19 protein-coding genes are annotated in these 25,561 nt (G+C 68.7%); 6 read left to right on the top strand and 13 right to left on the bottom strand.

Features of this window, described 5'->3' with window-relative positions; all coding sequences use genetic code 11:
* Positions 1-106: 106 nt before the first annotated feature.
* Positions 107-1,720 (top strand): L,D-transpeptidase family protein, encoded by a 1,614-nt coding sequence (locus C9F13_RS04150; protein ID WP_108444936.1) that lies wholly within the window; start codon positions 107-109, stop codon positions 1,718-1,720.
* 28 nt (positions 1,721-1,748) lie between these two features.
* Here C9F13_RS04150 and nirD read toward each other — a convergent pair whose 3' ends face one another.
* From nirD to C9F13_RS04125, 5 genes are all read right to left on the bottom strand, one after another.
* A complete protein-coding gene (gene nirD / locus C9F13_RS04145; protein ID WP_108444935.1) occupies positions 1,749-2,174 on the bottom strand; it encodes a nitrite reductase small subunit NirD in 426 nt (141 codons plus the stop codon).
* Positions 2,175-2,381: 207 nt separating this feature from the next.
* Positions 2,382-4,901 (bottom strand): nitrite reductase large subunit NirB, encoded by a 2,520-nt coding sequence (gene nirB, locus C9F13_RS04140; RefSeq protein ID WP_108444934.1) that lies wholly within the window; start codon positions 4,899-4,901, stop codon positions 2,382-2,384.
* Positions 4,898-6,235, bottom strand: a complete 1,338-nt coding sequence (locus tag C9F13_RS04135) for an NAD(P)/FAD-dependent oxidoreductase (protein WP_108444933.1) — start codon at positions 6,233-6,235, stop codon at positions 4,898-4,900. The genes nirB and C9F13_RS04135 overlap by 4 nt, the downstream gene beginning before the upstream one ends.
* Before the next feature lie 224 nt (positions 6,236-6,459).
* Positions 6,460-7,503 carry a CmpA/NrtA family ABC transporter substrate-binding protein gene (locus tag C9F13_RS04130; RefSeq protein ID WP_108444932.1) on the bottom strand — a complete coding sequence of 348 codons (1,044 nt, stop codon included), beginning with the start codon at positions 7,501-7,503 and terminating at the stop codon, positions 6,460-6,462.
* Positions 7,500-8,093, bottom strand: a complete 594-nt coding sequence (locus C9F13_RS04125; RefSeq protein ID WP_108444931.1) for an ANTAR domain-containing response regulator — start codon at positions 8,091-8,093, stop codon at positions 7,500-7,502. Before C9F13_RS04125 ends, C9F13_RS04130 begins: the two co-directional genes overlap by 4 nt.
* Positions 8,094-8,610: 517 nt before the next feature.
* Here C9F13_RS04125 and C9F13_RS04120 point away from each other — a divergent pair.
* On the top strand, positions 8,611-11,361 hold the full coding sequence (locus C9F13_RS04120; RefSeq protein ID WP_108444930.1) for a nitrate reductase: 2,751 nt from the start codon (positions 8,611-8,613) through the stop codon (positions 11,359-11,361).
* Complete coding sequence (gene cobA / locus C9F13_RS04115) at positions 11,318-12,235, top strand: uroporphyrinogen-III C-methyltransferase (RefSeq protein WP_108444929.1); 918 nt, start codon at positions 11,318-11,320, stop codon at positions 12,233-12,235. Before C9F13_RS04120 ends, cobA begins: the two co-directional genes overlap by 44 nt.
* 37 nt (positions 12,236-12,272) lie before the next feature.
* Here cobA and C9F13_RS04110 read toward each other — a convergent pair whose 3' ends face one another.
* The 4 genes from C9F13_RS04110 to C9F13_RS04095 all read right to left on the bottom strand — a co-directional run bounded on the left by C9F13_RS04110 (position 12,273) and on the right by C9F13_RS04095 (position 18,435).
* The gene (locus C9F13_RS04110; RefSeq protein WP_108444928.1) at positions 12,273-13,130 is read right to left on the bottom strand and encodes a dienelactone hydrolase family protein; all 858 of its coding nucleotides are present in this window, start codon (positions 13,128-13,130) and stop codon (positions 12,273-12,275) included.
* Positions 13,131-13,381: 251 nt separating this feature from the next.
* The gene (locus C9F13_RS04105) at positions 13,382-14,731 is read right to left on the bottom strand and encodes a NarK family nitrate/nitrite MFS transporter (protein ID WP_108444927.1); all 1,350 of its coding nucleotides are present in this window, start codon (positions 14,729-14,731) and stop codon (positions 13,382-13,384) included.
* A 401-nt stretch (positions 14,732-15,132) separates the two neighbouring features.
* Positions 15,133-16,938, bottom strand: coding sequence for an ABC transporter ATP-binding protein (locus C9F13_RS04100; protein ID WP_108444926.1), 1,806 nt, complete (start codon positions 16,936-16,938; stop codon positions 15,133-15,135).
* A 75-nt stretch (positions 16,939-17,013) separates the two neighbouring features.
* Positions 17,014-18,435, bottom strand: coding sequence for an aminotransferase-like domain-containing protein (locus C9F13_RS04095; protein WP_108444925.1), 1,422 nt, complete (start codon positions 18,433-18,435; stop codon positions 17,014-17,016).
* Between the two features lie 230 nt (positions 18,436-18,665).
* On the opposite strand from C9F13_RS04095, the gene C9F13_RS04090 reads away from it, so the two are divergent.
* Positions 18,666-19,286 (top strand): LysE family translocator, encoded by a 621-nt coding sequence (locus C9F13_RS04090; RefSeq protein WP_108444924.1) that lies wholly within the window; start codon positions 18,666-18,668, stop codon positions 19,284-19,286.
* A gap of 65 nt (positions 19,287-19,351) precedes the next feature.
* On the opposite strand, the gene C9F13_RS04085 is transcribed toward C9F13_RS04090, so the two are convergent.
* Together C9F13_RS04085 and C9F13_RS04080 are read right to left on the bottom strand one after the other, a co-directional pair.
* Entirely contained in the window at positions 19,352-21,085 is a 1,734-nt protein-coding gene (locus C9F13_RS04085) for a peptidoglycan DD-metalloendopeptidase family protein (protein ID WP_108444923.1), read from the bottom strand.
* A gap of 217 nt (positions 21,086-21,302) precedes the next feature.
* A complete protein-coding gene (locus C9F13_RS04080) occupies positions 21,303-22,151 on the bottom strand; it encodes a pirin family protein (protein WP_108444922.1) in 849 nt (282 codons plus the stop codon).
* A gap of 104 nt (positions 22,152-22,255) precedes the next feature.
* Between C9F13_RS04080 and C9F13_RS04075 the strand changes: the two genes are divergently transcribed.
* On the top strand, positions 22,256-23,158 hold the full coding sequence (locus C9F13_RS04075; RefSeq protein WP_108444921.1) for a LysR family transcriptional regulator: 903 nt from the start codon (positions 22,256-22,258) through the stop codon (positions 23,156-23,158).
* Between the two features lie 92 nt (positions 23,159-23,250).
* A complete protein-coding gene (locus C9F13_RS04070) occupies positions 23,251-24,255 on the top strand; it encodes a glutathione S-transferase family protein (RefSeq protein WP_108444920.1) in 1,005 nt (334 codons plus the stop codon).
* 362 nt (positions 24,256-24,617) lie between these two features.
* Here C9F13_RS04070 and C9F13_RS04060 read toward each other — a convergent pair whose 3' ends face one another.
* Both C9F13_RS04060 and C9F13_RS04055 read right to left on the bottom strand, forming a co-directional pair.
* Complete coding sequence (locus C9F13_RS04060; RefSeq protein ID WP_281261063.1) at positions 24,618-24,743, bottom strand: DUF188 domain-containing protein; 126 nt, start codon at positions 24,741-24,743, stop codon at positions 24,618-24,620.
* Between the two features lie 37 nt (positions 24,744-24,780).
* Positions 24,781-25,230, bottom strand: coding sequence for a YaiI/YqxD family protein (locus C9F13_RS04055; protein ID WP_108444919.1), 450 nt, complete (start codon positions 25,228-25,230; stop codon positions 24,781-24,783).
* Positions 25,231-25,561: the final 331 nt, after the last annotated feature.

Here is a 25,561-nt window from a genome sequence, read left to right as displayed (position 1 = left end):
TCACGCGAACGGACAAGCGGCGTCCCTGCGGCTCGAGATCAGACACTATGATGACGATGAGCATCATAATGAATCAGCCACCGACATCAACCACGAGGAGGTCGCCATGTTCTGGGCAACCGGATGGACGCCGCGGGTCCTCACCGCGTCGATGCTGCTGACGCTGGCCTCCTCGGCGCTGGCCGAGGCGGTCGCGCCCTCCCTGGCCGACAGCCTCGCCGCTCGCCTGGATGAGCAGGAGGTGACCCTGCAGGCGTTCTATGCGGCGCGCGATGGGCGCCCCGCCTGGCAGGAGGCCGCCACCGTGGCGGCCCTCGCCAACGCCCTGCGCACGCTGGACGCCGATGGCCTGACGCCGCAGGACTATCGGCCGGATACCCTGGTGGCCTCGCATCGTCAGGCGCTCGACGAGGAAAGCCCCCCGGCGGCGCGGGCGCGCTTCGACCTGGAGACGAGCCAGACCCTGCTGACGGCCCTGCGTCACCTGCAGCGCGGCAAGGTGGATCCCTATCGCATCGACCCGGGCTGGGAGGTGCCCATCGAGGCGCCGCCTCTGGACTTCGCGGCGATCTCCGAGGCGGTGGACACCCGTCGCTTCGAGCAGGCCTTCGCCGCGGTGCGTCCCAGTGCGCCGCCTTACGAGCGCCTGCGGGCGAGCCTCGCCCGCTACCGGCATATTGCGCGGCAGGGGGGCTGGCCGATGCTGCCCCCCCGACCGCAGTCGCTGCGTCCGGGGGAGCGCCACGACGAAGTGCTGCTGCTGCGCGAGCGCCTGGCGATCCTGGGCGAGCTGGAGGTGATGGCGGTGGAACTCGTCGCCGAGCCCACCTCGGTCCCGCCCGACCCGCGCCGTTACGATGCGCGTCTGGTGGCGGCCGTGGAGCGCTTCCAGCAGCGCCACCTGCTGGAGGTGGACGGCATCGTCGGGCCCCGCACGCGATCGGCCCTGAACGTTCCCGTGGTCACGCGCATCGACCAGATCCGCATCAACCTGGAGCGGGCGCGCTGGCTGCTCCACGGCCTGCCGGACTCCTTCGTGCTGGTCGATATCGCCGGCTACCGGATCCGCTACTTCCGCCCGGACGGCGACGTCTGGCAGTCGCGCATCGTGGTCGGCCGGCCCTATCGCCGCACCCCCTCGCTGCGCTCGCAGATCACCCACCTGACGATCAATCCCACCTGGACGGTGCCGCCGACCATCCTGCGCGAGGACGTGCTGCCCGAGGTGCGCCGCTACCTCGGCTACCTGTGGGAGCAGGACCTGATGGTGCTGAGCCCCTCCGGCCAACGCCTCGACCCGCGTGACGTCGACTGGTGGCGCCCCGGCAACGTCATCCTGCGCCAGCGCGCCGGCCCTCAGAATGCCCTGGGGCACGTGGTGCTGCGCTTTCCCAACCAGCACCTGGTCTATCTCCACGACACGCCGGCACAGGCGCTCTTCGACCGCGAACAGCGCGCCTTCAGTTCGGGCTGCATCCGCGTGCAGGGGGTGCTCGAGCTCGCCCAGCACCTTTTCGACGACACCGGCACCGACGCCCGGGTCGACCGCCTGGTCGCCGCCGGACGGACCCGCAATGTCCACCTGGAGCGAGCCGTGCCGGTCATCCTGCACTACTGGACGGTGCACCCTGACGAGGAGGATCAGCTGGTCTTTCGCCCCGATATCTACGAGCGTGATGCGGCGCTGCTCGAGGCGCTGGACGGCTCCCCAGCCAGCTAGTGGGGGCGGTGGGCCATGTGTTTCAGGGTCACACCCGGATCATCACCTGGTCCCCATCGAGGCGTACCGGCCAGGTGCGCAGGCGGACGGCCTCGTCCTCCAGGCACTGGCCGTCTTTGAGCCGGAAGTGCTGCTTGTAGAGCGGCGAGGCCACTACCGGTTCGCCCTGGACGTCGCCGACGATGCCGCGGGCGATGACGTTGGCGTCCGAGAAGGGATCGCGATGGTCCACGGCGAAGAGTTCGGTGGCATGGCCGATATCTCCCGGCGGCTTCGGGCCGGTGGGCCGCGGCGTGTTCGGGCCGCATGGAAGGTAGAACAGGGCCACCTGGACCGGGCCGTCGGCGGTCTCGAGCCAGGCGGCGACGCCGGAGTGGGCCACCAGATCGGCCCGGGAGCACAGGGTCTGCCAGGTCTGGGACATGGTCGGGGCTTCTGCGGTTGCGGTGATCATGGGAAATTTCCTTCTCTGGGCGGGGAGCTCGGTGGACGTCGATATGATCGCTGGGGGCCGATCCGTCGACAGGTCCCGGGGTGCCGGACCATCGAGGAGGCGCCGTGAACTCTTCCCACGGCGCTACCGACGCCATCCATGGCGTAGGACCTCCTCTTCGACCTGTCGCGGCGCCCCTCATTGGCTGGGTGACGTCGAAACGGCCCATCAGGCAGGCCGCAGCTGGCCGCGCTCCTCGGTGACGATGATGTCCGGGTCGGGGCGCGCGTCGTTGACGAAGCTGCGGAAGCGCTTGAGCTTCTCGGGGTCGTTGAGAGCGCCAGCCCACTCGCACTCGTAGTTGTCGATGACGGTCTGCATCTGCGCCTCGAGCTCATCGCCGATGCCCAGGCTGTCCTCGAGCACCACCTCCTTGAGGTAGTCCAGGCCGCCCTCCAGGTTCTCGCGCCATACCGAGGTACGCTGCAGGCGGTCGGCGGTGCGCACGTAGAACATCAGGAAGCGGTCGATGATCGTGATCAGCTGCTCATCGTCCAGGTCGGTGGCGAAGAGCTCGGCGTGGCGCGGGCGCATGCCGCCGTTGCCGCAGACGTAGAGGTTCCAGCCGTGCTCGGTGGCGATCACCCCGACGTCCTTGCTCTGGGCCTCTGCGCACTCGCGGGTGCAACCGGAGACCGCGAACTTGAGCTTGTGCGGAGAGCGAAGGCCCTTGTAGCGGTGCTCCAGCTGGATCGCCATGCCCACGCTGTCCTGCACGCCATAGCGGCACCAGGTGCTGCCCACACAGGACTTCACGGTGCGTACCGACTTGCCGTAGGCGTGACCGGTCTCGAAGCCGGCCTCGATCAGGGTGCCCCAGATGTCCGGGAGATCCTCGAGGCGGGCGCCGAACAGGTCGATGCGCTGGCCACCGGTGATCTTGGTATAGAGGCCGTAGGTCTGCGCGACCTGACCGAGCACCACCAGCTTGTCCGGGGTGATTTCGCCGCCGGCGATACGCGGCACCACCGAGTAGGTGCCGTTCTTCTGCATGTTGGCCATGAAGGTGTCGTTGGTATCCTGCAGCGGGATGTGCGCGGCGTCGGTGATCGGCTCGTTGAAGCAGGACGCCAGGATCGAGGCCACCGCCGGCTTGCAGATGTCGCAGCCTAAGCCTGGCGAGTCTGCAGAGCCTTGACCGTGCTTGCCGATCAGCTCGCCGAAGGTCTTGATGCCCTCGACGCGGACGATGTCGAAGAGCTCCTGCCGGGTGTGGGAAAAGTGCTCGCAGATCGACTGGTCGACCTCCACGCCGCGAGCTTCCAGCTCGTGGTCGACCACGTTCTTGAGCAGGGCCGCGCAGCCGCCGCAGCCGGTGCTGGCGCGGGTCTTGGCCTTGACGGCGCCCAGGTCGGTGGCTCCGTCGTCGATGGTCGCGCAGATCGACCCCTTGGTGACGTTGTGACACGAGCAGATGGTCGCGCCGTCGGGCAGGGCGTCGGCGCCCAGGGTCGGCGCGCCCTCGGTGGAGGGCAGGATCAGCGCGGCCGGGTCCTCGGGCAGCTCCAGGCCGTTGCTGTAGTACTGCATCAGGGTGTCGTAGGTGGCGTTGTCACCTACCAGCATGGCGCCGAGCAGCTTCTTGCCGTCGCTGGAGACCACCAGCTTGCGGTATTCCTGTTTGATCTGGTCCAGGTAGCGGAACATCCGCGCACCGGGGGTCTGGTTGCCGTGGGCGTCGCCGATGGCGCCCACGTCGACGCCGAGCAGCTTGAGCTTGGTGCTCATGTCGGCGCCCTCGAAGATCAGCTCACCCCCGAGCAGGGTATCCGCGGCGGCCTTGGCCATCTGGTAGCCGGGCGCCACCAGGCCGAAGATGCTGTTGTTCCACAGCGCCACCTCACCGATGGCCAGGATCGCCGGGTCGCTGGTCAGGCAGCGGTCGTCGATCACCACGCCGCCGCGCTGGCCCATCTTTAGGGCGGCGTCCCGGGCCAGCTCGTCGCGGGGCCGGATGCCGGCGGAGAACACGATCAGGTCGGTCTCCAGCACCTTGTCGTCCTGGAAGACCATGCGGTGGAAGCTGGCCTCGCCGTCCTCGATGTGCTGGGTGGCGCGGCCGGTGAGCACCTGGACGCCCAGCGCCTCGATCTTCTCGCGCAGCAGTTCTCCGCCCTCGGTGTCGACCTGCATCGGCATCAGCCGCGGGGCGAACTCGACCACGGCGGTGTCGAGGTCGAGCCCGCGCAGGGTGTTGGCCGCCTCCAGGCCGAGCAGGCCGCCGCCGACCACCACGCCGGTGGTGGCCTTCTCGGCCGCGGCGCGGATGTCGTCGAGGTCATCCAGGGTGCGATAGACCAGGCAGTTCTCGCGGTCATTGCCGGGGATCGGCGGCACGAAGGGGTAGGAGCCGGTAGCCAGCACCAGTCGGTCGTAGGCATAGCGGCCCTGGGCGGTCACCACCTCGCCCTTGTTGCGGTCGAGGGCGGTCACCGTCTCATGGAGACGCAGCTCGATGCCGTTCGCCGCGTAGAAGTCCGCATCGCACAGGGCCAGCGACTGGGCGTCGCGCCCGGCGAAGTACTCGGAGAGGTGGACGCGGTCGTAGGCGCGATGACGCTCCTCGCCGAATACCGTGATGCGGTACTGCTCGGTGCCGCCGCGTTCGATGAGTTGCTCGACCAGATGATGGCCGACCATGCCGTTGCCGATGATGATCAGATGGGGACCTGGGCTGGGCGTGTTCATGCGGCTTCCTCCTGCGGGGAGCTGTCCCGGGCGTGGGACATGGTGGGATTCGTGGCATCGAGCAGGGCCGTGGCATCGGCCTGGCCGAACAGCAGCGCCTGGCGGCAGGCGGAGAGGTCGTGGCCGGCCAGCGACTGCTTGAAGTACCAGGGGCCCGAAGCGGTATCGCCGTAGAGCACGGCTCCTTCGAGGCGGCCGTCGCGCAGCAGCAGCCGGCGGTAGTCGCCATGTTCCGGGTCGTGGTAGGTCAGCACCTCATGGTCGTCCGCGGCCTCGATGGGCCCGAAGGCATAAAGCGAGACGCCACTGACCTTGAGCTTGGTGGCGGTGGGAGCCTCCACGTAGCCATCGATGCTCTCGCCGGCCAGCCGTGCGGCCAGCACCTCGACCTGCTGCCAGATCGGCTCGACCAGGCCGTAGGTCTGTCCATTGAACTCACAACATTCGCCCAGGGCGTGGATCGCCGGGTCGGAGCTGGTGAGGTGTGCATCGACGACCACCGCGCGGTTGACCTCGAGCCCGGCCGACCGGGCAAGCGCCACGTTGGGGGTGATGCCGATCGCCATCACCACGCAGTCGACGGCCAGCCAGCGGCCGTCGGCGAGTCGGGCGCCCGCGACATGGCCCTGGTCGTCGGCCGCCAGGTGGTCCAGCTGGCCGTTGGTGATGATCTCGAGGCCGCGGCTCGCGAGCTCGCCCTCGAGCAGCCTGGCGGCGGTGAGGTCCAGCTGGCGGTTCATCAGCCGGTCGTCGCGCTGGACGATGCTCACCGTCATGCCGCGCTTGCGCAGCCCCTCGGCGGCTTCCAGGCCCAGCAGGCCGCCGCCGATGACCAGCGCGCGACCCCCGCCCTCGGCGGCCAGGGCCTGGGCGCAATCGACCAGCGCCGCGGCGTCGTCGAGGTCGCGGAAGACATAGACGCCGGGCAGGTCGAGGCCCGGGATCGGCGGCATCGCTGGCCGTGAGCCGGTGGCCAGCACCAGACGGTCGTAGCTGAACTCGCGGCCGTCGGAGGTGGTGATCCGATGAGCCTGGCGGTCGATCTCCGTGACCCGCTCGCCGAGCACCAGCTCGACACCCTGTTCGGCATACCCGTCGGTATCGCGCAGGGTCAGCGCGTCACGTTCCATCTCGCCGGCCAGCAGCGGCGAGAGCAGGATACGGTTGTAGGCGGGTGCTTTTTCCTCGCCAATCACGGTGATGCGTGAGGGTCGTGCCTGCTTGTCGAGCAGGGACGCGAGCAGCCGGTGGCCGGCCATGCCGTTACCGATGATGACCAGGTGCGCATCCCGGGTGGGCAGGGGCACGTCCTGTGTGGAACCTTGATGGGGCATCGTGCGCTCCTCAATCCGCAAAAAAAGAAAAGGCGTCTCGGCACACCCTGATAAGGGGAGTGCGGAGACGCCTTTGTCATCGCTTTGCCGAGACGGTCGCCATTGACCGCCCTGCTTCTTGTCCTGAATAGAAGCAAAGGATCAGCCAGGATGTGCCACTCGGTTTTTATTTTCTTTTAATTCAGTTTTTTACAATGGTGTGTGTCGGGTCGTCATCGGTCGGGTCAGCGAGGGGCTGCACTCGGCTGGTGCGCTACCTCATCGAAATGCACGGGGCTGTAGCACTCGCTTAGGGTGGCGTGATCGAGCCGGCGGCCATGTCTTCGCATGTGCTGGTCGATGTGCTCGGCGAAGTGGCCTGCCGCCGTGGGGTCCGGACGCAGCACATCGTCGCCGAACAGGCGCTGGGCGATGGGGGGCGTACCCAGCGACAGCAGGGAGAGATGATCCACCGAGCGGTCCAGGTAGGGGGGCAAGGACAGCCACTCGCGGGCCTGGTGGAGGTGCTCGGGATCGGCGGCGAGCCACCGGCTGGCGTCAAGGAGTGCCGCGATCAGGCGTTGCAGGGTGGCCGGATAGCGCCTGGCCCAGGAGCGCGTCACGCCGAGGACCTTTTCCGGATGGTCGGGCCATAGCTGGACGCCGGTGGCGGCGAGGGTGCCCAGTTCGCGGGCGACCGCGAGGCTGCCCCAGGGTTCGCCGACACAGCACCCGTCGATCTCCCCCGCCTGCATGGCCTCCACCATGCGCGGTGGCGGCAACACGCTGAGCTCGACGTCCTGGTCGGGGTCGAGGCCGCCCAGCGCCAGCCACCGGCGCAGTTGATAGTGCTGGCAGGAGAAGGGGTAGACCATGCCCAGGCGTGGGCGCGTCTCGGGGTGGGCGGCGAGGTAGGCGCCCAGCGCCCGGGCGCTGTCGGCCGGCTCATCGCCGAGAGCCACGCCGGCGCGTTCGGAAAGAGAGCGGGACAAGACGATGGTGTTGCCGTTGCGGCTCAGGGTGATCGGCGCCAGGGTATCGCAGGGCGCGCGTCCCAGCCCCAGGCTCATGGCCAGCGGCAGCGGAGCGAGCATTTGGGCCCCGTCGAGCAGCCCGGCGGCGACCTTGTCGCGCAATGTCGACCAGGCACTCTCCCGCGAGAGCATGACCTCTAGTCCCACGGCGTCGAAGAAGCCACCCTCCCGGGCGATGATCGGCAGGGCCGCGTCCAACAGCGGCACGAAGCCCAGCGTCAGGCGGCCGAGCTCGGCATCTTGCAGTGTGGTCATGATCCAATCTCCAGGCGTTCGAGGATATCGATGACGCTCTCGGCGACGTCGGCGATGCGTTGGCCGCGGTCCATGGCGATCTTGCGCAGCATGCGATAGGCCTGTTCCTCGTCGCAGCTCTGGTGCTTCATCAGCAGCCCCTTGGCGCGTTCGATGCGCTTGCGTTCGGCCAGCTGGTTGCGTGCCTTGTCGAGCTCCTGGCGCATCGACTGGAAGGAGTCGAAGCGGGCGATGGCGACCTCGATGATGGCCTTGACCCGGCCGGGGACCAGGCCGTCCACGACATAGGCGCTGACGCCGGACTTCAGCGCCGCCTGCATGGTGTCCGGGTCGTGCTGGTCGGCGAAGAACACCACCGGACGGGGATTCTCACGATTCAGCACGGCCATGCTGTCGAGGGTGTCGCGATCGGGGGAGTCCATGTCGATGATCACCACGTCGGGCTGATGGCGGGCGACCATCTCGTTGAGGCTCGCCGGGCTCTGCAGGCGACAGGTGACCTGATGGCCCTCGTTGGTCAGGGCTTCCTCGACCATGGCAGCACGCACGACCTCATCGTCGACAAGTAGGACCTTGAGCGGTGGTGGCATGGTGTTGGGCTCGTTCTCGTGGATGTTATCGATGGGGGGCTGGCTGCCTTCTCTGCCAGCCAGCGAGCCAGTGTTCCATGCAAGCAATGTTCCAGGACGCGACAAGTGAGCGGCGCTGTGCACGACAACAGGGCATGGGAGCGCCCCGTTGTCGCCGGGTGAGCGGCGGCGTCGGCAAAAGGCGTCCTGGGCCCGGGCTCGCGACAGCGGGTTTCCTGCCTCCCTGTGGTGCGAAGACTGCGTCATGAGGGGTGTCATGGTGCGTTTTGGCCTTGCCGCCAGGTGACACCATGATCCTGCTGGCCTCCGTGAGGCCCTGCAGCATGGGCCGATGGCGGCCCTAAAGGAAGATGTGGCATATCGCTTGCATCATGGAGTGGAGACAAGCCACCGGGAGCCAAAGAGGGCTCTCGCGGTGAACCTTTCGGCAACATGACAACGGCGTCCAACCTCGGTGACCTGCGGGTCACGACAGGGTGGGCGCCTTTTTGTTTCTTGCGCAATCAAGAGGTATGCCATGCACCAGGCCCGAACGACTTGTCCATACTGCGGCGTCGGCTGTGGCGTGCTGGCTCACGTCGACGGGAATCGCCTGACCGACGTGGAAGGCGACGGCGATCATCCGGCCAACTACGGGCGTCTGTGCGTCAAGGGCTCGGCGCTCGCCGAGACCCTCGGTGATCACGGCCGCCTGACCCGTCCACGCGTCGATGGTGTCGAGGTCGACTGGGACATCGCGCTCGATACGGTCGCCGAGCGGTTGCAGACCACACGTGCCGCCCATGGCAACCCGTCCGTGGCGGCCTACCTGTCTGGCCAGCTGCTCACCGAGGACTACTATGTTGCCAATAAGTTGTTCAAGGGCTTCCTCGGTACGCCGCACCTGGACACCAACTCGCGGCTGTGCATGGCCTCGGCAGTGGCCGCCTACAAGCGCTCGCTGGGCGCCGATGCCGTGCCGTGCAGCTACGAGGACCTGGAGGAGGCCGAGTTGGTGGTGCTGGTGGGCTCCAACCTGGCCTGGAACCATCCGGTGCTCTACCAGCGCCTGCGCACCGCCAAGACCCGCAACCCGCTGATGCGGGTGGTGGTGATCGACCCGCGGGTCACCGACAGCTGCGAGATCGCCGACCTCTACCTGGGCCTCAGGCCCGGCAGCGACGCGCGGCTGTTCAATGGCCTGCTGGCCTGGATGGCCGACAAGGGCAAGCTCGACCGGGTCTTCCTGGAAAAGCACACCCAGGGCCTGGACGAGGCGCTTGCCGCGGCCCGCGTGGATGACATCCGCATCGAGGCCATCGCCGCCGACTGCGATGTCGACCCAGAGCGTCTGGAGACCTTCTTCTACTGGTTCGCCAGTCAGCTGCACGTGGTGACCCTGTACTCGCAGGGCATCAACCAGTCGTCCAGCGGCACCGACAAGTGTAACGCCATCATCAACTGCCACCTGGCCGGCGGCAAGATCGGCCTGCCCGGCGCCGGACCCTTCTCGATCACCGGCCAGCCCAACGCCATGGGCGGCCGTGAGGTGGGCGGGCTCGCCAACCAGCTGGCCGCCCATATGGACTACCACACCCCGGGAGCCATCGATCGGGTGGCGCGCTTCTGGACCACCGCCAGCCTGGTGCCGACCCTGCCCGAGGGACCGGGCCACAAGGCCGTCGAGCTGTTCGAGGCCATCGAACGCGGCGAGGTCCAGGCCCTGTGGGTGATGGCCACCAATCCGGCGGTCAGCCTGCCCGATGCCAACCGTGTGCGTGCGGCGTTGGCCAAGTGTCCGCTGGTGATCGTCTCCGAGTGCATGGCCGACACCGACCTGCTCCCGTATGCCGATATCGTGCTGCCGGCCTCGTCGTGGTCGGAGAAGGACGGCACCGTGACCAACTCCGAGCGGCGCATCTCGCGCCAGCGCGGCCTGCTGCCGCCACCGGGGGAGGCGCGCCACGATTGGTGGATCATCTCCGAGGTGGCCCGTCGCCTGGGCTACGGCGAGGCCTTCGCCTACGACCACCCGCAGCAGATCTTCGCCGAGCATGCCCGGCTGTCCGGGTTCGAGAACGACGGCGAGCGCGTCTTCGATATCTCTGTGCTGTGTGAGCTGGATCGCGAGGGCTACGATGCCCTGGCACCGATCCAGTGGCCGGTCACCACCGCGTCGCCCCGCGGTACCGCGCGGCTGTTCGAGGACGGCCGTTTCGCCACCCCGGATGGCCTGGCCAGGCTGATCGCGGTGCGGCCGACAGGCCCTGCACAGGCGCTCAGCGAGGCGCGGCCGCTGCGCCTCAACACCGGCCGCGTACGCGACCAGTGGCACACCATGACGCGCACCGGTCGGGCGCCGCGGCTGATGAACCACCGCGCCGAGCCGTTTATCGAGGTGGCCCCGGAGGATGCCAAGGCACACGGCCTGGGCGACCAGCAGCTGGCGCGGCTGACCGGTGCCGACGGCGAGTATCGCGGCCGGGTGCGCGTCTCCAAGGGGCAGCGCCGCGGCGAGGTGTTCGTGCCCATGCACTGGACCGACCGCTACAGCGGGATGGCACGCATGGGCAGCCTGCTCGCGGCCCATGTCGACCCGGTCTCCGGCCAGCCTGAGTCCAAGCACGGCGCGGTGGCGCTGGAGCCGCTGGCGGTGGGCTGGGAGGCCACCCTGCTGGTCGCGGGCGACCTGGACGACGACTTCGATGGCCGCGACGAGGGCGCCTACTGGGCGCGCATCCCGCTGACCCACTGCCGGCGTTGGCAACTGGCCGGTGGGGAGCCCAGCAGCGCTGGCGGCGGCGTTGAGACAGCGCCCCGCGACTGGCTGGCCTGGGTGCAGGAGTGGCTGCCCGCGGCGCCCACCCTGTGGTGTGACGACCCCGCCAGCGGCCGTCTGCGCGCCGCGGGCATCGAGGACGGACGCCTGCGCTGGTGGCTGATGGTGGCCCCGCCCGCCGAGCTGCCGGGGCTGGCCTGGCTCGATGAGCGCTTCGCCGAGGCGCAGCTGGGTAGCGATATGCGTCGCCGGCTGCTGGCCGGTTGCGATGCGGGTGAGGCCGACCGTGGACCGCTGGTATGCAGCTGCCACCAGGTCGGGCAGAGGGCCATCGTCGAGGCCATCCACGCCGGTGACCGCAGTGTCGAGGCACTGGGTGCGAGGCTTGCCTGTGGCACCCAGTGCGGCAGTTGTATCCCCGAAATCAAGTCCCTGATCGAAGACAGTGCCGAAGAGGAGGGTGCCCATGCGCGTTCTGAGCAAAAGCCGGAAACAGTACAAGTGGCCTGACGCCCTGGGTGGCCTGGCCCGGCTGGGCATGGGCGTCACTCGCTTTTTGGCCGAGCTGAAGGGCCCCAGGGCCGACGGACGCGAGCCGAGCCTGCCGCTGGGCGGCGAGTGTCGGCCTGGCAGCGTCTACCTGGTGGGCGCCGGGTGTGGCGATGCGGAGCTGTTGACGCTCAAGGCGGCGCGGTTGCTCACGCAGGCCGACGCCGTGGTCTACGACCGCCTGGTGGGCGATGACGTGCTGGCCCTGGTGCCTTCTGGTGGCGAGCGCTATTACGTGGGCAAGGCCAGCGGCCATCACAGCGTGCCCCAGGCCGAGATCGGTGCCCTGCTGGTCGACCTGGCGCGGCAGGGCAAGGCGGTGGTGCGTCTCAAGGGAGGGGACCCCGGGGTGTTCGGGCGCATGGGCGAGGAGCTCGCGGCGCTGGCCGAGGCCGGGGTGCCGGCACACATCGTGCCCGGCATCACCGCCGCCTCGGGGGCCTGCGCCTCCATGGGCATACCGCTGACCGACCGTGGCCACGCCCAGCAGCTGCGCTTCATCACCGCCCAGCTGTGCCGGGAGGGCGGTGCCCCGGACTGGGCCGCGCTGGCCCGGCGCGACGAGACCCTGGTGTTCTACATGGGCCTGGCCAAGGTCGCGGCCATCTGCGCCGGCCTGCGTGGTGCCGGGCTGCCTGACGACTGGCCAATCATGCTGGTGGCTAATGCCAGCCTGCCCGACCAGGTCGCCCTGACCGGCACCCTGTCCGACATGCCGGGCAGGCTGGCGGCCTCACCGTTGCCCTCACCCTGCCTGATCGTGGTCGGTAGCGTGGTACGCATGGTCGAGACCAGCCCGGCGGCCGTGGCGCCGGGCCAGGCCTGCCACCGCTGAGGGTGGCGGCCCCGGGCCCGTAGCCTGCCGCGGCCCATCAGTCGTTGTCGTTGAGGGTGGCGTCCAGGGTCAGTAGCGCCGCCTGCCAGGAGGATGCATCGGCGGCGGCATCATAGGCCAGCGGCAGGTCGTGCTGGGTGGCCAGCGCATCGGCCTCCGGGTTCGTGAAGCTGTGCCGGGCCAGGGGATAGTTCGTCACCTTGACGTCGGCCCCCTGGGCCTTGAGGGCGCGGGCCATCGCCACCAGGTCGTCGCGGGCGACGAAGCCGTCCTCGGCGCCATTGTGGATGCGCACGCTGCCTGCGAAGGCCTGGGGCATGTTCACCGCCACCGTCGGCACCCCGTGAAAGCTGATGGCGGCCTCGAGTGGCATGCCGGACAGCGCCATGTTCATGACCACGCTGCCGCCGAAACAGTAGCCGATCGCTGCCATGCCCCCATCGGCCACCGCCGGATGCTCGCCCAGCCGGGACATCGCCGCCTCGAGCCGGGCGCGGGCCGCCGGCCAGTCCTGCATCACCCGGCTGGAGAACTCCTTGGCCTCGGCGGGGTGACCGGCGAGCTTGCCATCGCCGTACATGTCCACGGCCAGGGCCACGAAGCCGAGTGCCGCGAGCTGATCGGCCCGGGCACGGGCATAGCCGTCCAGCCCCCACCATTCATGCACCACCAGGACCGCCGGTTGTGGCTGGTCGGTGCTGGCATTGCGCGCCAGGTAGCCCTCATAGGTGGTGCCGCCGGTGGCGTACTCGAAGACCTCACCGACCACGCGTGGCCCGGACTGGATAGTGACCTGCTCGTCGTTGCCGGGCGAGGGCTCGGCCTGTGCCTGGATGCCGGCCGTGCCCGTCATCAGGCCAGCGGCCAGGCATGCCAGGGTGAATAGGTGTCGCATCGGGGGGGGCTCCTTGGCGGTGATCGTCGTCATCCTCGACGTGGGTCGTCTTCGCTCATTCACGCTTTCTTAATGTAGCCAGCCTGGAGGGGGGCGTCCTGCGTTTTCGCGATGACCCGGAACTGCGCGTCGCGGGGAGACTCGGCCGCGCCCCGGGCCGCGAGTGCCTGAAAACGCAAACGCCACCGCCGCGGTGAGGCGACGGTGGCGTGGCGAGCGCCAGGGGCATCCCTGCCCCCTCGAGAGGTGGCTCAGCGCAGCGACAGGGCCGCCGAGGGCTCGCTACCGGCCGCATCCTGGTAGGCGGCATTCTCCTCGGCCTCCACCTCGGGAGAGAAGCGCACCAGCAGCGCACACAGCGAGGCGATGATCACCGCCACCCCGAGGTAGAACAGGCCTTCCTGATAGCTCAGGGCCTCGGAGCGGAACAGGAAGCCGGCCGCCACGGCCCCGGCGTTACCGCCCGCGCCGACGATGCCGGCTACCGCGCCCAGCGCCTTCTTGTTGATGAAGGGCACCACCCCGAAGGTGGCGCCCTCGGCCATCTGCACGAAGAGGCTGAACACCAGCATGATGCCGATGGCCAGCGCCAGGACATGCATCTGCGAGAAGAACAGCAGGGCCACGCCCTCGCAGAGCATGGCGATGAACAGCCAGCGGACCCGTCCCTTGAGGCCCGAGTTGCGGGCGAAGAGGTCCGAGAAGATGCCGCCCAGGGTGCGGGCGAAGAGGTTCATCAGGCCGAACAGGCCAGCGATGATGCCGGCGGTGGCCAGCGTCAGGCCGAAGTTGTCGAAGAAGTAGATGGCGGCGATGTTGTTGATGGTCAGTTCGACCCCGAAGCAGGCGGCATAGACCACGAACAGGGCCCACACACGGATGTCCTTGGCGGCGGTAGCGAAGCTGGCGCCCATGCCGTGCTCCCCATCGGCCTCCGGCAGCTCGCCGCGGGCACGCAGCTCGTCGAAGTTGCCGTCCGGTGCGTCCTGGGTGAAGAAGTAGTAGGCGATGCCGGTGAGGAACAGCACGATGCCCGGGACCACCATGGCCAGGCGCCAGCCGAGGGCCTCGTTGACGCCGAGCATCAGGATGCCGGAGAAGATCAGCGGCATCAGGATCTGGGTGGTGCCGCCGCCCAGGTTGCCCCAGCCGGCCGAGGTGGCGTTGGCGGTGCCCACCACGTTGGGCGCGAACATCACCGAGGTGTGGTACTGGGTGATCACGAAGGAGGCGCCGATGGCACCGATGGCCAGGCGAGCCAGGAAGAAGGACTCGAAGCTATCGGCGAAGCCGATGCACATCACCGGCAGCGAGCCCAGACACAACAGCCAGGTGTAGGCGCGGCGCGGGCCGATCCTGTCGCATAGCACGCCGATGGCCAGGCGCACGATCACGGTGATGGCCACCGAGGCGATGATGGTGTTGCCGATCTGAGTCTTGGTGAGGCCGAGGTCGTCTCGCACCACCGCCATCAGGGGGGCGATTCCGAACCAGCCGAAGAAGCAGATGTGAAAGGCGAACCAGGAGAAGTGGAAGGCGCGCATCTGCGGCATCTTCCAGTTGAACAAACGTATCCTGTTGGCCTTGTTTTGGATTTCCATGGGGCATACCTCGTCGAATGACGTTCGAACACACGATCTTGGGCCTTCGCCGTTGAAGGTCGGGTTCGACGCACTCGTACCCCGGTGGGGCCTGGTCCACGTCTGGCACTCTCTGCCAATAACAATGCATGTCCATTGCCACTACAATGAGAGTTCTTTTTTTTCAGTAGTTTATGGCGTTTTTGGCGGGCGAGGCGAGGGGCTGGTGGAGGCGTGATGGTGCATGGCAGCAAGCCCTGACGGGGCCTTGCCCCGCCATGGTGCCTCACGGCATGGCGAGGCGACGGTCGTGGCGGAGGGGAAGTGGAGGACGGCCGGCGGCGCGGCGAGAGGCCGAGCATGGCCCCCCGGCACGCCAGGCTCCATCCGGGGCTTGCCTGTCGCTGACCAGACGCCGCCGGTCACTCGTAGCCCTTCGCCTGCAGGCGAAAAAGCCTCGCATAGCGACCGTTGGCGGCCATCAGGCTCGGGTGATCGCCCTGCTCGAGAATCTCGCCGTTGTCGATCACGAGGATCCAGTCGGCGGCGCGCACCGTCGAGAAACGGTGGGAGATCAGGATGGTCATGCGGTCGCGGCTGTGTTCGCGGAAGTCGGCATAGACGGCGGCCTCCGCCGCGGCGTCCATGGCCGCGGTGGGTTCGTCGAGCACCAGGATGTCGGCCCCCTCGCGCATGTAGGCCCGCGACAGGGCGATCTTCTGCCACTGGCCGCCGGAGAGCTCCTGGCCGCCCTTGAACCAGCGCCCCAGCTGGGTGTGATAGCCACCCGGCATCTCGGCGATGAAGGCGTCGGCCAGGCCGCGCCGCGCCGCCTCCTGCCAGCGCGCCTCGTCGCTGAAGGCCTCGACGTCCCCGGCGCCCAGGTTCTCGCCCACCTTCATCTGGTAGCGCACGAAGTCCTGGAAGATCACCCCGATGCGCCGGCGTAGCGTCTGGATGTCCCAGTCGCGCAGGTCGCTGCCGTCGAGCAGGATGCGTCCCCCGGTCGGCTCGTAGAGCCGGGTCAGCAGCTTGATCAGGGTGGTCTTGCCCGAGCCGTTGGCGCCCACCAGGGCGAGGCTCTCACCCGGCCGCAGGTGCAGCGATATCCTCGCGAGGGCCGGCGTCGCGCTGCCCGGATAGGTGAAGCTCACCGCCTCGAAGCGGATGCCGTCGCCCGGTATCGCGCCCTCGGTCAGCGTGCCTGGCTCGGCCGGCACCGGCTGTTCGAGGTACTCGTAGAGGTTCGACAGGTAGAGGTTGTCCTCGTACATGCCGCCGATCGCCGTGAGGCTCGCCGAGAGCGCCGCCTGGCCCTGCTTGAAGACCATCAGGTACATGGTCATCTCGCCCAGGGTCAGCGTCCCGGTCACCGTCTCCACCACCACCCAGGCGTAGGCGCCGTAGAAGGCGAGGGTGCCGAGCAGGCCGAGCAGGAAGCCCCAGGTCTCGCGGCGGATGGTCAGGCGCCGGTCCTCGTCGTAGAGGGTGTCGAAGATCGTCCGGTAGCGCTCCAGCAGCAGCGGCTCCAGGCCGAACAGCTTGACCTCCTTGATGCTGTCCTCCCGGGCCAGCACCGTCTCCAGGTACATCTGCATGCGCGTCTGGGGCGAGCGCCAGCGAAACAGCCGGAAGGCATCCCCCGAGAACTTGGCCTCCGAGACGAACACCGGCAGGGCGCCGATCACCAGCACGAGGATCGCCCAGGGCGAGAACTGCACCAGCAGCACGCCGAAGCTCGCCAGCGAGATGGCGTTCTGGGCGAGCCCGAAGGTCTTGTTGACCAGGCCCAGCGGCCGCGTGGACGCCTCGCGGCGCGCCCGGGTCAGCTTGTCGTAGAACTCCGAGTCCTCGAACTGCTCGAGCGACAGGGTGCCGGCCTTCTCGAGAATCATCACGTTGACCTTCTGGCCGAGCAGCGCGCGCAGTAGCGACTGCTGGGCGGCGAGGCCGCGCTGGGCCAGGGCGATCGTGGCGATCACCCCGGCTTCCGCCAGCACGTAGCGCAACACCCCCCACCACTCGACGCGGCCGGTGTCGCGATGCAGGGCCATCGCCGCGACCACGGCGTCGACGATCAGCTGGCCGATCCAGGCCGCCACCGCTGGCAGCACGCCGGCGACCAGGGTGCAGAGCGCGAGCCCCAGGGTCAGCGGACGCGAGGTCTGCCAGACCAGCGCCAGGGCGCGATGGCTGTAGCGAAAGACGCCGATGAAGCTGGCGAGCATGCCGCCCGAGGGCGGCGCGGAAGGGACGTGAGGTGAGGACAAGCGCGTGGCTCCTGGCAGTGAAGGGAAGAGGCGTCAGACCAGCGGCGAGACCCGCCTGGGCTCCTCCTCGAGCAGCGCCGCCAGCCGGCGCAATCCCTCGTCGAGCCGGGCGCGCTCGGCGGGCGGCGTCACGCAGATCCTCACCGCCTGCGGGGCGGGCTGGCTGCCCACGCAGAAGGGATCGGCGCCGAGCAGGGTGACGCCGCTTTCGGCGGCACGCGCCACCACGTCCACCGCCCGCCAGGGCTCGGGGAGGCGCAGCCAGGCGTGGAAGCCGCAGGGGTGGGCGACGATCTCATGCCCCGCGAGGCGCTCGGCGAGCAGCCGCTGGCGCGCGGCCACCTCCTGCCACTGCCACTCGATCAGGGTCGCGGCCTCGTCGCCGGTCAGCCAGTCGACGGCGGCGCGGGTCATCAGCTCCGGCATCGCCCAGCACTGGGCGCGCAGGGCGGCGGTGAGGCGCGGCATCAGGTTGGCGGGGGCCCGCAGCGCGCCCAGGCGCAGCCCGCCGGCGAGCAGCTTGGAAACGCTGAAGATATAGAGCGCGCGCTCCGGCGCCAGGCGATAGAAGGGCGTGCCGCGGGTCGCGGCGGTGACGAACTGCACGCCGTCCTCGAGCAGCAGCAGGTCGTGGCGCCGGGCCACCTCGACGATCGCCTGGCGCCGCGCCTCGCCCATCCGCGCGCCGGTGGGGTTGTTGTGCTCGGGCATCAGGTAGAGCAGGCGGATGCGCTGCTGCTGGCAGAGCCGCTCCAGCGCCTCCGGCCGGAGCCCCTCGTCGTCCATCGGCACCGCCAGGTGCTTGAGGCCCAGCTGGCGGCCGGTGGCGATCATGCCGGGGTAGGTGAGGGCCGCCGAGGCCACCGCCTCGCCGGGCTGCACCAGCGCCTGCAGGGCCAGGAAGTCGGCGTGCTGGCCGCCGGCGGTGAGGATCAGCTCCTCGGCCGACAGGGGCAGCCCCTGGCGGGTCAGCCAGCCGGCCAGCGCCTCGCGGCTGGCCGGGCTGCCCTGCTCGGACGGATAGGCCAGGGCGGCCTCGACGGCGGCCGGGGACTGGCTGAGGCGCGAGAGCACGCCGGCAAGCTGCTCGGCCCGCCAGGGGTGGGGGATCGGCACACTGAGCGACAGGTCGATGCTGCCCTCTTCCGCCCGGGAAAGGTGGTGGAAGCGCGGCGCCTCCGCCGACGGCGAGCGCACCCGGGTGCCGCTGCCGACCCGGGCCTCGACCAGGCCCCGGCGTTCGGCCTCGCGGTAGGCGCGGGTGATGGTGCCGACGGTCACCTTGAGCGCGTCGGCCAGCAGGCGCTGGGGCGGCAGGCGCTCGCCGGGAGCGAGGGTGCCGGCGGCGATATCGGCGGCCAGCTGGTCGACCAGCGCCTGGTAGCGCGGGGTGCCGGTCCCCTCGAGGTTGGGCAGCCACCGGCAGCGCGCGCGGGCCTGGGCCTGGATGTCCATGGGGCGACTCTCCAACGGATGACGGTAGAGGCATGCAGCGAACTTCGGTACATGACCGGAGGCGGGCAATGTCGGGGTGACAAAGCCGTCCTTGATCGGCGAAGCGGGCCGCGCATACTGAGATTGTGCGCGCAATTGTCGATCCTGTCAGGCAGTTGCGCGAAATTGTACCCCTACAATAGTCGGCACTCGCGTCGGTCCGCCGCGATGCCCGCACGAAAGGAGTCCCCATGACCCTCCCGCTGCCCGAGCTGCTTGCCCTGGTGGGCCCGATGATGCTGTTCGCCATCAGCATGTCCGCCACGCCCGGTCCCAACAACATGATGCTGACCGCCTCGGGCGCTAACTTCGGCTTCCTGCGCACCCTGCCGCACATGTTCGGCATCTCGATCGGCGTGATGGGGCTGATGGGGGCCGTGGCGCTGGGGCTCGGCGCCCTGTTCGAGCAGTGGCCGCCGCTGCAGCAGGGGCTCAGGCTCGTCGGCAGCGCCTACCTGCTGTGGCTGGCCTACCGGATCGCCACCGCGCCGCCGCCGGAGGGCGAGGGCGCCGACGCCGCGGCGCGGCCGCTGAGCTTCTGGCAGGCCGCCGCCTTCCAGTTCGCCAATCCCAAGGCCTGGGTGATGGCGATCTCGGGGATCGCCTCCTTCACGCTCTCCGGCGATGCCTTCCTGGCCTCGGCGGTGGTGGTGATCGCGGTGATGGGCGTGACCAATCTGCCGTCGATCGCGCTCTGGGCGGGTTTCGGCGTGGCCGTCGGTCGACTGATGACCACCCCGCGCCACTGGCGGATCTTCAACGCCGTGATGGGGCTTCTGACCGCGGCCTGCGTGGTGATGATTCTCGGCTGAGCCGGGCCCGAAACGACCGCGCCCCGCACGAGGCGGGGCGCAGGAGGAACGATGGCGGGGCGTGATCAGCCCTCGTCGTCATCGCCGGCGGGCGGCTCGGTGCTGGCCACCACGGCGCCGGTCTCGCCGCTCGCGAGGGCGGCCAGCATCGGCTCGGCCTGACGCTGGAAGGCCATCAGGCGCTCGCCCTCGAGGCTCTGGTTGTCCGGCAGGGCGACCTTCATGGCGTTCACCTGACGGTTGTTGACCAGGACCTCGTAGTGCAGGTGCGGCCCGGTGCTGCGGCCGGTGTTGCCGGAGAGGGCGATGCGCTCGCCCATGGTGACGCGCTCACCGTTGCTGACCATCGGCCGGGAGAGGTGCAGGTAGCGGGTCTTGTAGCCGTTGTCGTGGCGGATCACGATGTAGCGCCCCGCCGCCGGGTGGTTGCCGACCTTCTCGACGCGGCCGTCGGCCGGGGCGCGCACGGTGGTGCCGATCGGCATGGCGAAGTCGGTGCCCTTGTGGGGGCTGACGCGGCCGGTGACCGGATGCAGGCGATTGGGGTTGAAGTGCGAGCTCAGCCGGTAGCGGCCCTCGAAGGGGTAGCGGTTGAAGGCCGGGTCGAGGCTGTCCCCTTCCGGGGTGTAGAAGCGGTTGTCGTCCGGGTTGCGCACCACGGTGAGGTTCATGCGCGCACCCTCGTAGGCCACCGCGAGGACGCGCGGATCGAGGCTCTCGCCGTCGATGATGTCGGACTCCACCAGCACCTGGAAACGATCGCCGCGACGGGTGTCGCGGCGAAAGTCGAGTTTCTTTTCCAGGACGCGGGAGAGCTCGGCGACCTCGGCGCTGGTCAGGCCGGTGGCCTTGGCCGATCGCGCGAAGCTGCCGCTGATGGTACCGGCGAACAGGCGCTGGGTCGCCTCGCCGGCGCGCTCGATGGTGGCGACCTCGAAGGCGTCTTCCTGGCGCTCGACCAGGTAGCCGTCGCGGGCGTTCTTCATCATGCGCAGGGCCAGCAGGTCGCCCTGCTCGTCGAGCTGGTACTCGAAGCGGTCGCCGACCCGCCAGTGGGTCAGCAGGCGCGGCTCGGGCAGGGTGTCAAGCAGTCCCATCACTTCGCTGTAGCCCATCTCGAGGTGCTGCTGGGCCACGATCGCGAAGGTGTCGCCGCTCTGCACGGTATAGGTCTGCCACTGCGGCACGTAGGGCTCGTCGGCGACGATTTCCTGATCGAGGACGATCGGGCCCTCGTCGAAGAGCGCCAGTTCGTCCTCGGTGACCTCCTCGTAGGAGGTGGCATCGGCCACCATGCCGTCCTCGAGCTCGAGCATGCCGGCGGCGATGGTGCCGATGACCATGGCCATGTGCTGGGCGCCCTCATCGAGGCGCACCGCGTCGCCCTCGGCATCGGCCTGGGCGTTGCGCGGCGAGGCGTCCGGCTGGGCGGGCATGGCCAGGGTCGCGGGAACCCCGGACTCGGCCTGGTTGGCCCGCGCGGCCTCGAGGAAGTCGATGTCGACGATTTCCGAGGCGGTCAGCGAAGAGATCGGCACGTGTCCGCGCGTCGCGTCCAGCGCCTGGTTGGCCTTCGCTAGGGCACCGCTCACCGCATCGCGCTTGGCGTCGAGGGAGGGCAGGCCGGGACTGGCGTCGGCGTCGAGGGGAACGAGCACGGTATCGAGCGACTGGCGATCACGCTGAACGTCTTCGAAGGTAGTGAGGACCTTCTGGGCTCCCAGCACGGTCACCATGGTTGCCACGGGTAACAGCAGCAGCTTATGGGTGCGGGGTAGCGAATGAAGGATTCGCATCATGGGAATTAAGGCCGTGACAGTTGAAGAAAGAAAACGGAAAAATGGCCTTAGAACCATACTCTATGATGTATGAGATGCCTAGTCTGTATGGATATACAGAAAGGCCCGCTCGAGGCGCCAGGGCGGCGGTGTTCGAGCGAGCTGCGGGGGCGTGAACGCCGTTATCTAAGCGTATTTAATAGTGCGATGCGCGGTTTTTCAACCCGCGAGTGGGCGATCACTCGGTCAGGGTGCCGTCGCGGTAGGCCCGAAGCGCCTGTTCCAGCTCGTCCTGGCGATTCATCACGAAGGGGCCGTAGTGGGCGATCGGCTCACCGTGGGGTTCGCCGCCGAGCAGCAGGGCCTGTCCGCCCTCCGTGCTGGAGAGGTGGAGCGTGTCCCCGTCGCCCAGGCGCGCGAGCTGCCCCTTGCCGACGCGGGTGCCGGCGACCTCCAGGCCGCCCGCGAAGACATAGACCAGCAGCGTGGTGGCGGGGGCCGTCAGCTCGAGTGCGCCGCCGGGTTCCAGCCGCGCATGGGCGACGGCGCCCTGGCCGGCCAGTCGCGTCAGGGGACCGTCGACGCCGTCGCCGTCCAGCGTCTCCCAGTGCCCGCCCAGCGCCGTCAAGGAGGCGTGGCTGCCGGTCAGTCGCGGCATCTCCTCGGCCCGCACGTCCCGATAGGTCGCCTCGCTGAGCTTGTCCCTGGCCGCCAGGTTCAGCCAAAGCTGGAAGGCGTGGAGCCCCTGCTGGTCGGTCAGCGGCATCTCGGAGTGGATGATGCCGCGACCGGTGTGCATCCACTGGGCATCGCCGGCGCGGATCGTGCTTGAGTGACCGAGGTGATCCTTGTGGGTCAGGCCCCCGTGGATCACGTAGGTCAGGGTCTGGATGCCCCGATGGGGATGGGGCGGAAAGCCGCCGATGTAATCGTCCGGCCGGTCGGAGCCCAGCTCGTCGAGCATCAGGAAGGGATCCAGGCCGCCGCCGAAGTCGTGCAGGCGCTGAATCTGGACGCCATCGCCATCCTGGCTCGGCCGGGTGTTCAGCAGGCGTGCTACCTGCCGGGTCGTTGCGGTGGTGGCCATGGTCCTGTCTCCATCATTGATTGGGGAGTCATGACTGGCATTCTAGGTCGTTTTTTTCGAAGATTAAGCGCAATGTTTCGCCGTTTATGTTCGAGGAATTCGAAATGTCACGTGTCACCCTGGCCCAATGGCAGATGCTGGCCGCCGTGGTGGATCATGGCGGCTTCGCGCGTGCCGCCGAGGCCATCCACAAGAGCCCCTCGACCCTCAACCACGCGGTGCACAAGCTGGAGCAGCAGCTCGGCGTCAAGGTGCTGGAGCCAGTAGGGCGGCAGGTGCGCCTGACCGAGGCCGGCGAGATGCTGCTGCGCCGCGCCCGTCAGCTGATCGAGAACGCCGACTCCCTCGAGGACGTCGCCAGCCGGCTGGCCGAGGGCCTGGAGGCGGAGATCGTGCTGGCCATCGACCAGATCTTCCCCCCGGACGCCCTGGCCCGGGCGCTGGAGGCCTTCTCCGACTCCTATCCTCACGTGCGGGTGCAGCTTCACGAGACGGTGCTCAACGGGGGGCTGGAGATGCTCCAGGATGGCCATGCCGACCTCTTGATCTCGGGCCTCGCTGCCAAGGGCTTTCTGGGTGAGCCGCTGGTGACCATCCCCTTCGTCGCCGTGGCCCACCCCGACCACGCCCTGCACCGGCTGGGACGCGTGCTGGACCTGCGCGACCTGGAGCAGCACCGCCAGCTCGTGGTGCGCGACTCCGCTCAGCGACAGCCGCTGGATGCCGGCTGGCTGAAGGCCGAGCAGCGCTGGACGGTGAGCCACCTGGACACCTCCATCGACATGCTCGAGCGCAATCTCGGCTTCGCCTGGGTGCCCGAGACGCGCATCGCCGAGGCCCTCCAGGCGGGGCGCCTGGTGCCGCTGCCGCTGGCGGCGGGGGCGCGCCGCGAGGTGCCGATCCAGCTGATCCATCGTGACCGGGACCGCGCCGGGCCGGCCACCCGTGCCATGGCCCGCCATCTGCAGGAGGCCGTCCTGGCCTGTGCACTCGCTGCCAGCACCTGAAAAAATCGAATGGTTGGCCGGAAAAAGTGCGCTTGAGCTTCGATTTTGTGGTCGTAAGCTGAAGTCATTCATGACGAACCGAGGAGGCCGAGATGGGGCTCTTGATCGATGGACAGTGGCACGACCAGTGGTACGACACCAAGAAGCACGGTGGCGAGTTCGTGCGGGAATCGGCGAAGCTGCGCGACTGGATCACCCCCGATGGGTCACCGGGGCCCCAGCACCAGCCGGGCCTGCCGGCCGAGGCGGGGCGCTACCACCTCTACGTCTCCCTGGCCTGCCCCTGGGCGCATCGCGTGCTGATCATGCGGCGCCTCAAGGGGCTGGAGGGGCTGATCGGCGTCTCCCACACCAGCCCGCTGATGCTCGATCAGGGCTGGAGCTACCTCCGTGACGAGGGCTCCAGCGGTGACGAGGTCAACGGCGTCGATTACCACCGCGAGCTCTATACCCTCACCGACCCGCACTACACCGGCCGGGTGACCGTGCCGGCCCTGTGGGACAAGCAGCAGGGTCGCATCGTCAACAACGAATCGGCCGACCTGGTGCGCATGCTCAACGACGCCTTCGACGGCCTCACCGGCGACCGGCTGGACCTCTATCCGACCGACCTGCGCGAGACCATCGATGCCGTCAATGACGACGTCTACGAGCACGTCAATAATGGCGTCTACAAGTCGGGCTTCGCCACCGAGCAGGACGTCTACGAGAAGCACGTGCTGGCGCTGTTCGCGGCCCTCGACCGGCTCGAGGCGCGGCTCGCCGAGCAACGCTACCTGGCGGGCGAGTGGCTGACCGAGGCCGATATCCGCCTGTTCACCACCCTGGTGCGCTTCGATGCCGTCTATCACGGGCACTTCAAGTGCAACCTGCGGCGCATCGAGGACTACCCGAACCTCGCCAACTACCTGCGTGAGCTCTACCAGTGGCCGGGCATCGCGGAGACGGTGAACTTCGACCACATCAAGCGCCACTACTATTACAGCCACGACACCATCAACCCGACCCGCATCGTGCCCGCCGGTCCGTGCCTCGACCTCGAGCGGCCCCACGATCGCGAGCGCCTGCCGGGGCAGGGGATTCGCGAGAATGGGTAAGCGACTGTCGCGCACGGCGTGACCCAGCGTGGCGGAGAGAGGCGCTGGGGACAGAGCGAAGCGGAGGTCTTTTTCCAGGGATGGAAAAAGTAGCGCCCAGGGAAGGGTTCACAGCGCCTCCACGCAGCCTGTCGCCAGAAAGCCGCTCTCTTCTTCTGCCGCGCCAGCTAGCAGAACTGGTCGCAGCACCGGCATCATCGGCGCTGGTGCTTGGCGAGCCAGCGATCTAGGGCGTTGGCGAACTCACGGCGGTCGGCCTCGGAGTAGCCGCTGGGCCGCCAGTGTGCTCGCCGCTGGCGCGCAGGGTCTCCATGCCTGTCCTGATATCAGTCGCCTCTGCACCGGGTGCAGAGGCGTCATGGTCAGGAGTTCTTGGCCAGCCACCGGTACAGGGCGTTGGCGAACTCGCGGCGGTCGGCGTCGGAGTAGCCGCTGGGGCCGCCGGTGTGCTCGCCGCTGGCCCACAGCGTCTCCATGCCTGTCCTGATATCAGTCGCCTCTGCACCGGGTGCAGAGGCGTCATGGTCAGGAGTTCTTGGCCAGCCACCGGTCCAGGGCGTTGGCGAACTCGCGGCGGTCGGCGTCGGAGTAGCCGCTCGGGCCGCCGGTGTGCTCGCCGCTGGCCCGCAGCGTCTCCATGAAGTCCCGCATCTGCACCCGCGCGCGGATGTTGTTGGCATCCAGCGCCTCGCCGCGGGTGGTCATCACCCGCGCCTCGCGCTCGATGGCCTCCAGGGCCAGCGGCAGGTCCGAGGTGATCAGCAGGTCGCCCGGCTGGAGGCGCTCGACGATCTCGTTGTCGGCGGCATCGAAGCCCTGGCTCACCGCCAGGCCCTTGACCCACTTCGAGGGCGGCAGCGGCACGGTGTGGTTGGCCACGAACCAGGTCGGCGTGGCGGTGCGCTCGGCGGCGCGGACGATGATCTCGCGCGCCGCCCGGGGGCAGGCGTCGGCATCGACCCAGAGGCTCGGCATTTAGGGCTCCTGAAAAGGTGGAACGAATAAGGCTGGCCAGGTCACCGCGACGATGGTAGCATGCGCGCTCCTCGCATGTGTTGACCCCACCATCATGACGACGCGACCTCCCCCCGACGGGCGAGGCAAGCGCCGAAGCGGGAAGCCCAGCCACGAGAGCTGCGCCTCACGCGTTCGAATTGTGTAGATGGAGCGCCACCGAGATCCGCCACCCGGGCGAGATCGGCGCCAACGGTCGCCACAGCGGCTCATGCGGCCATCGACTGCGATGGCATGGGCCGAATGCCAGGTGCGACCGGCGTCCCCGACTCCGATTTACGCTCTGCTCCGC

Origin of the sequence: Halomonas denitrificans, assembly GCF_003056305.1 — a bacterium.
Classification (GTDB): domain Bacteria; phylum Pseudomonadota; class Gammaproteobacteria; order Pseudomonadales; family Halomonadaceae; genus Halomonas; species Halomonas denitrificans.
The sequence above is the reverse complement of the archived record's forward strand: the minus strand, read 5'-3'. Positions and strand labels throughout refer to the sequence as shown.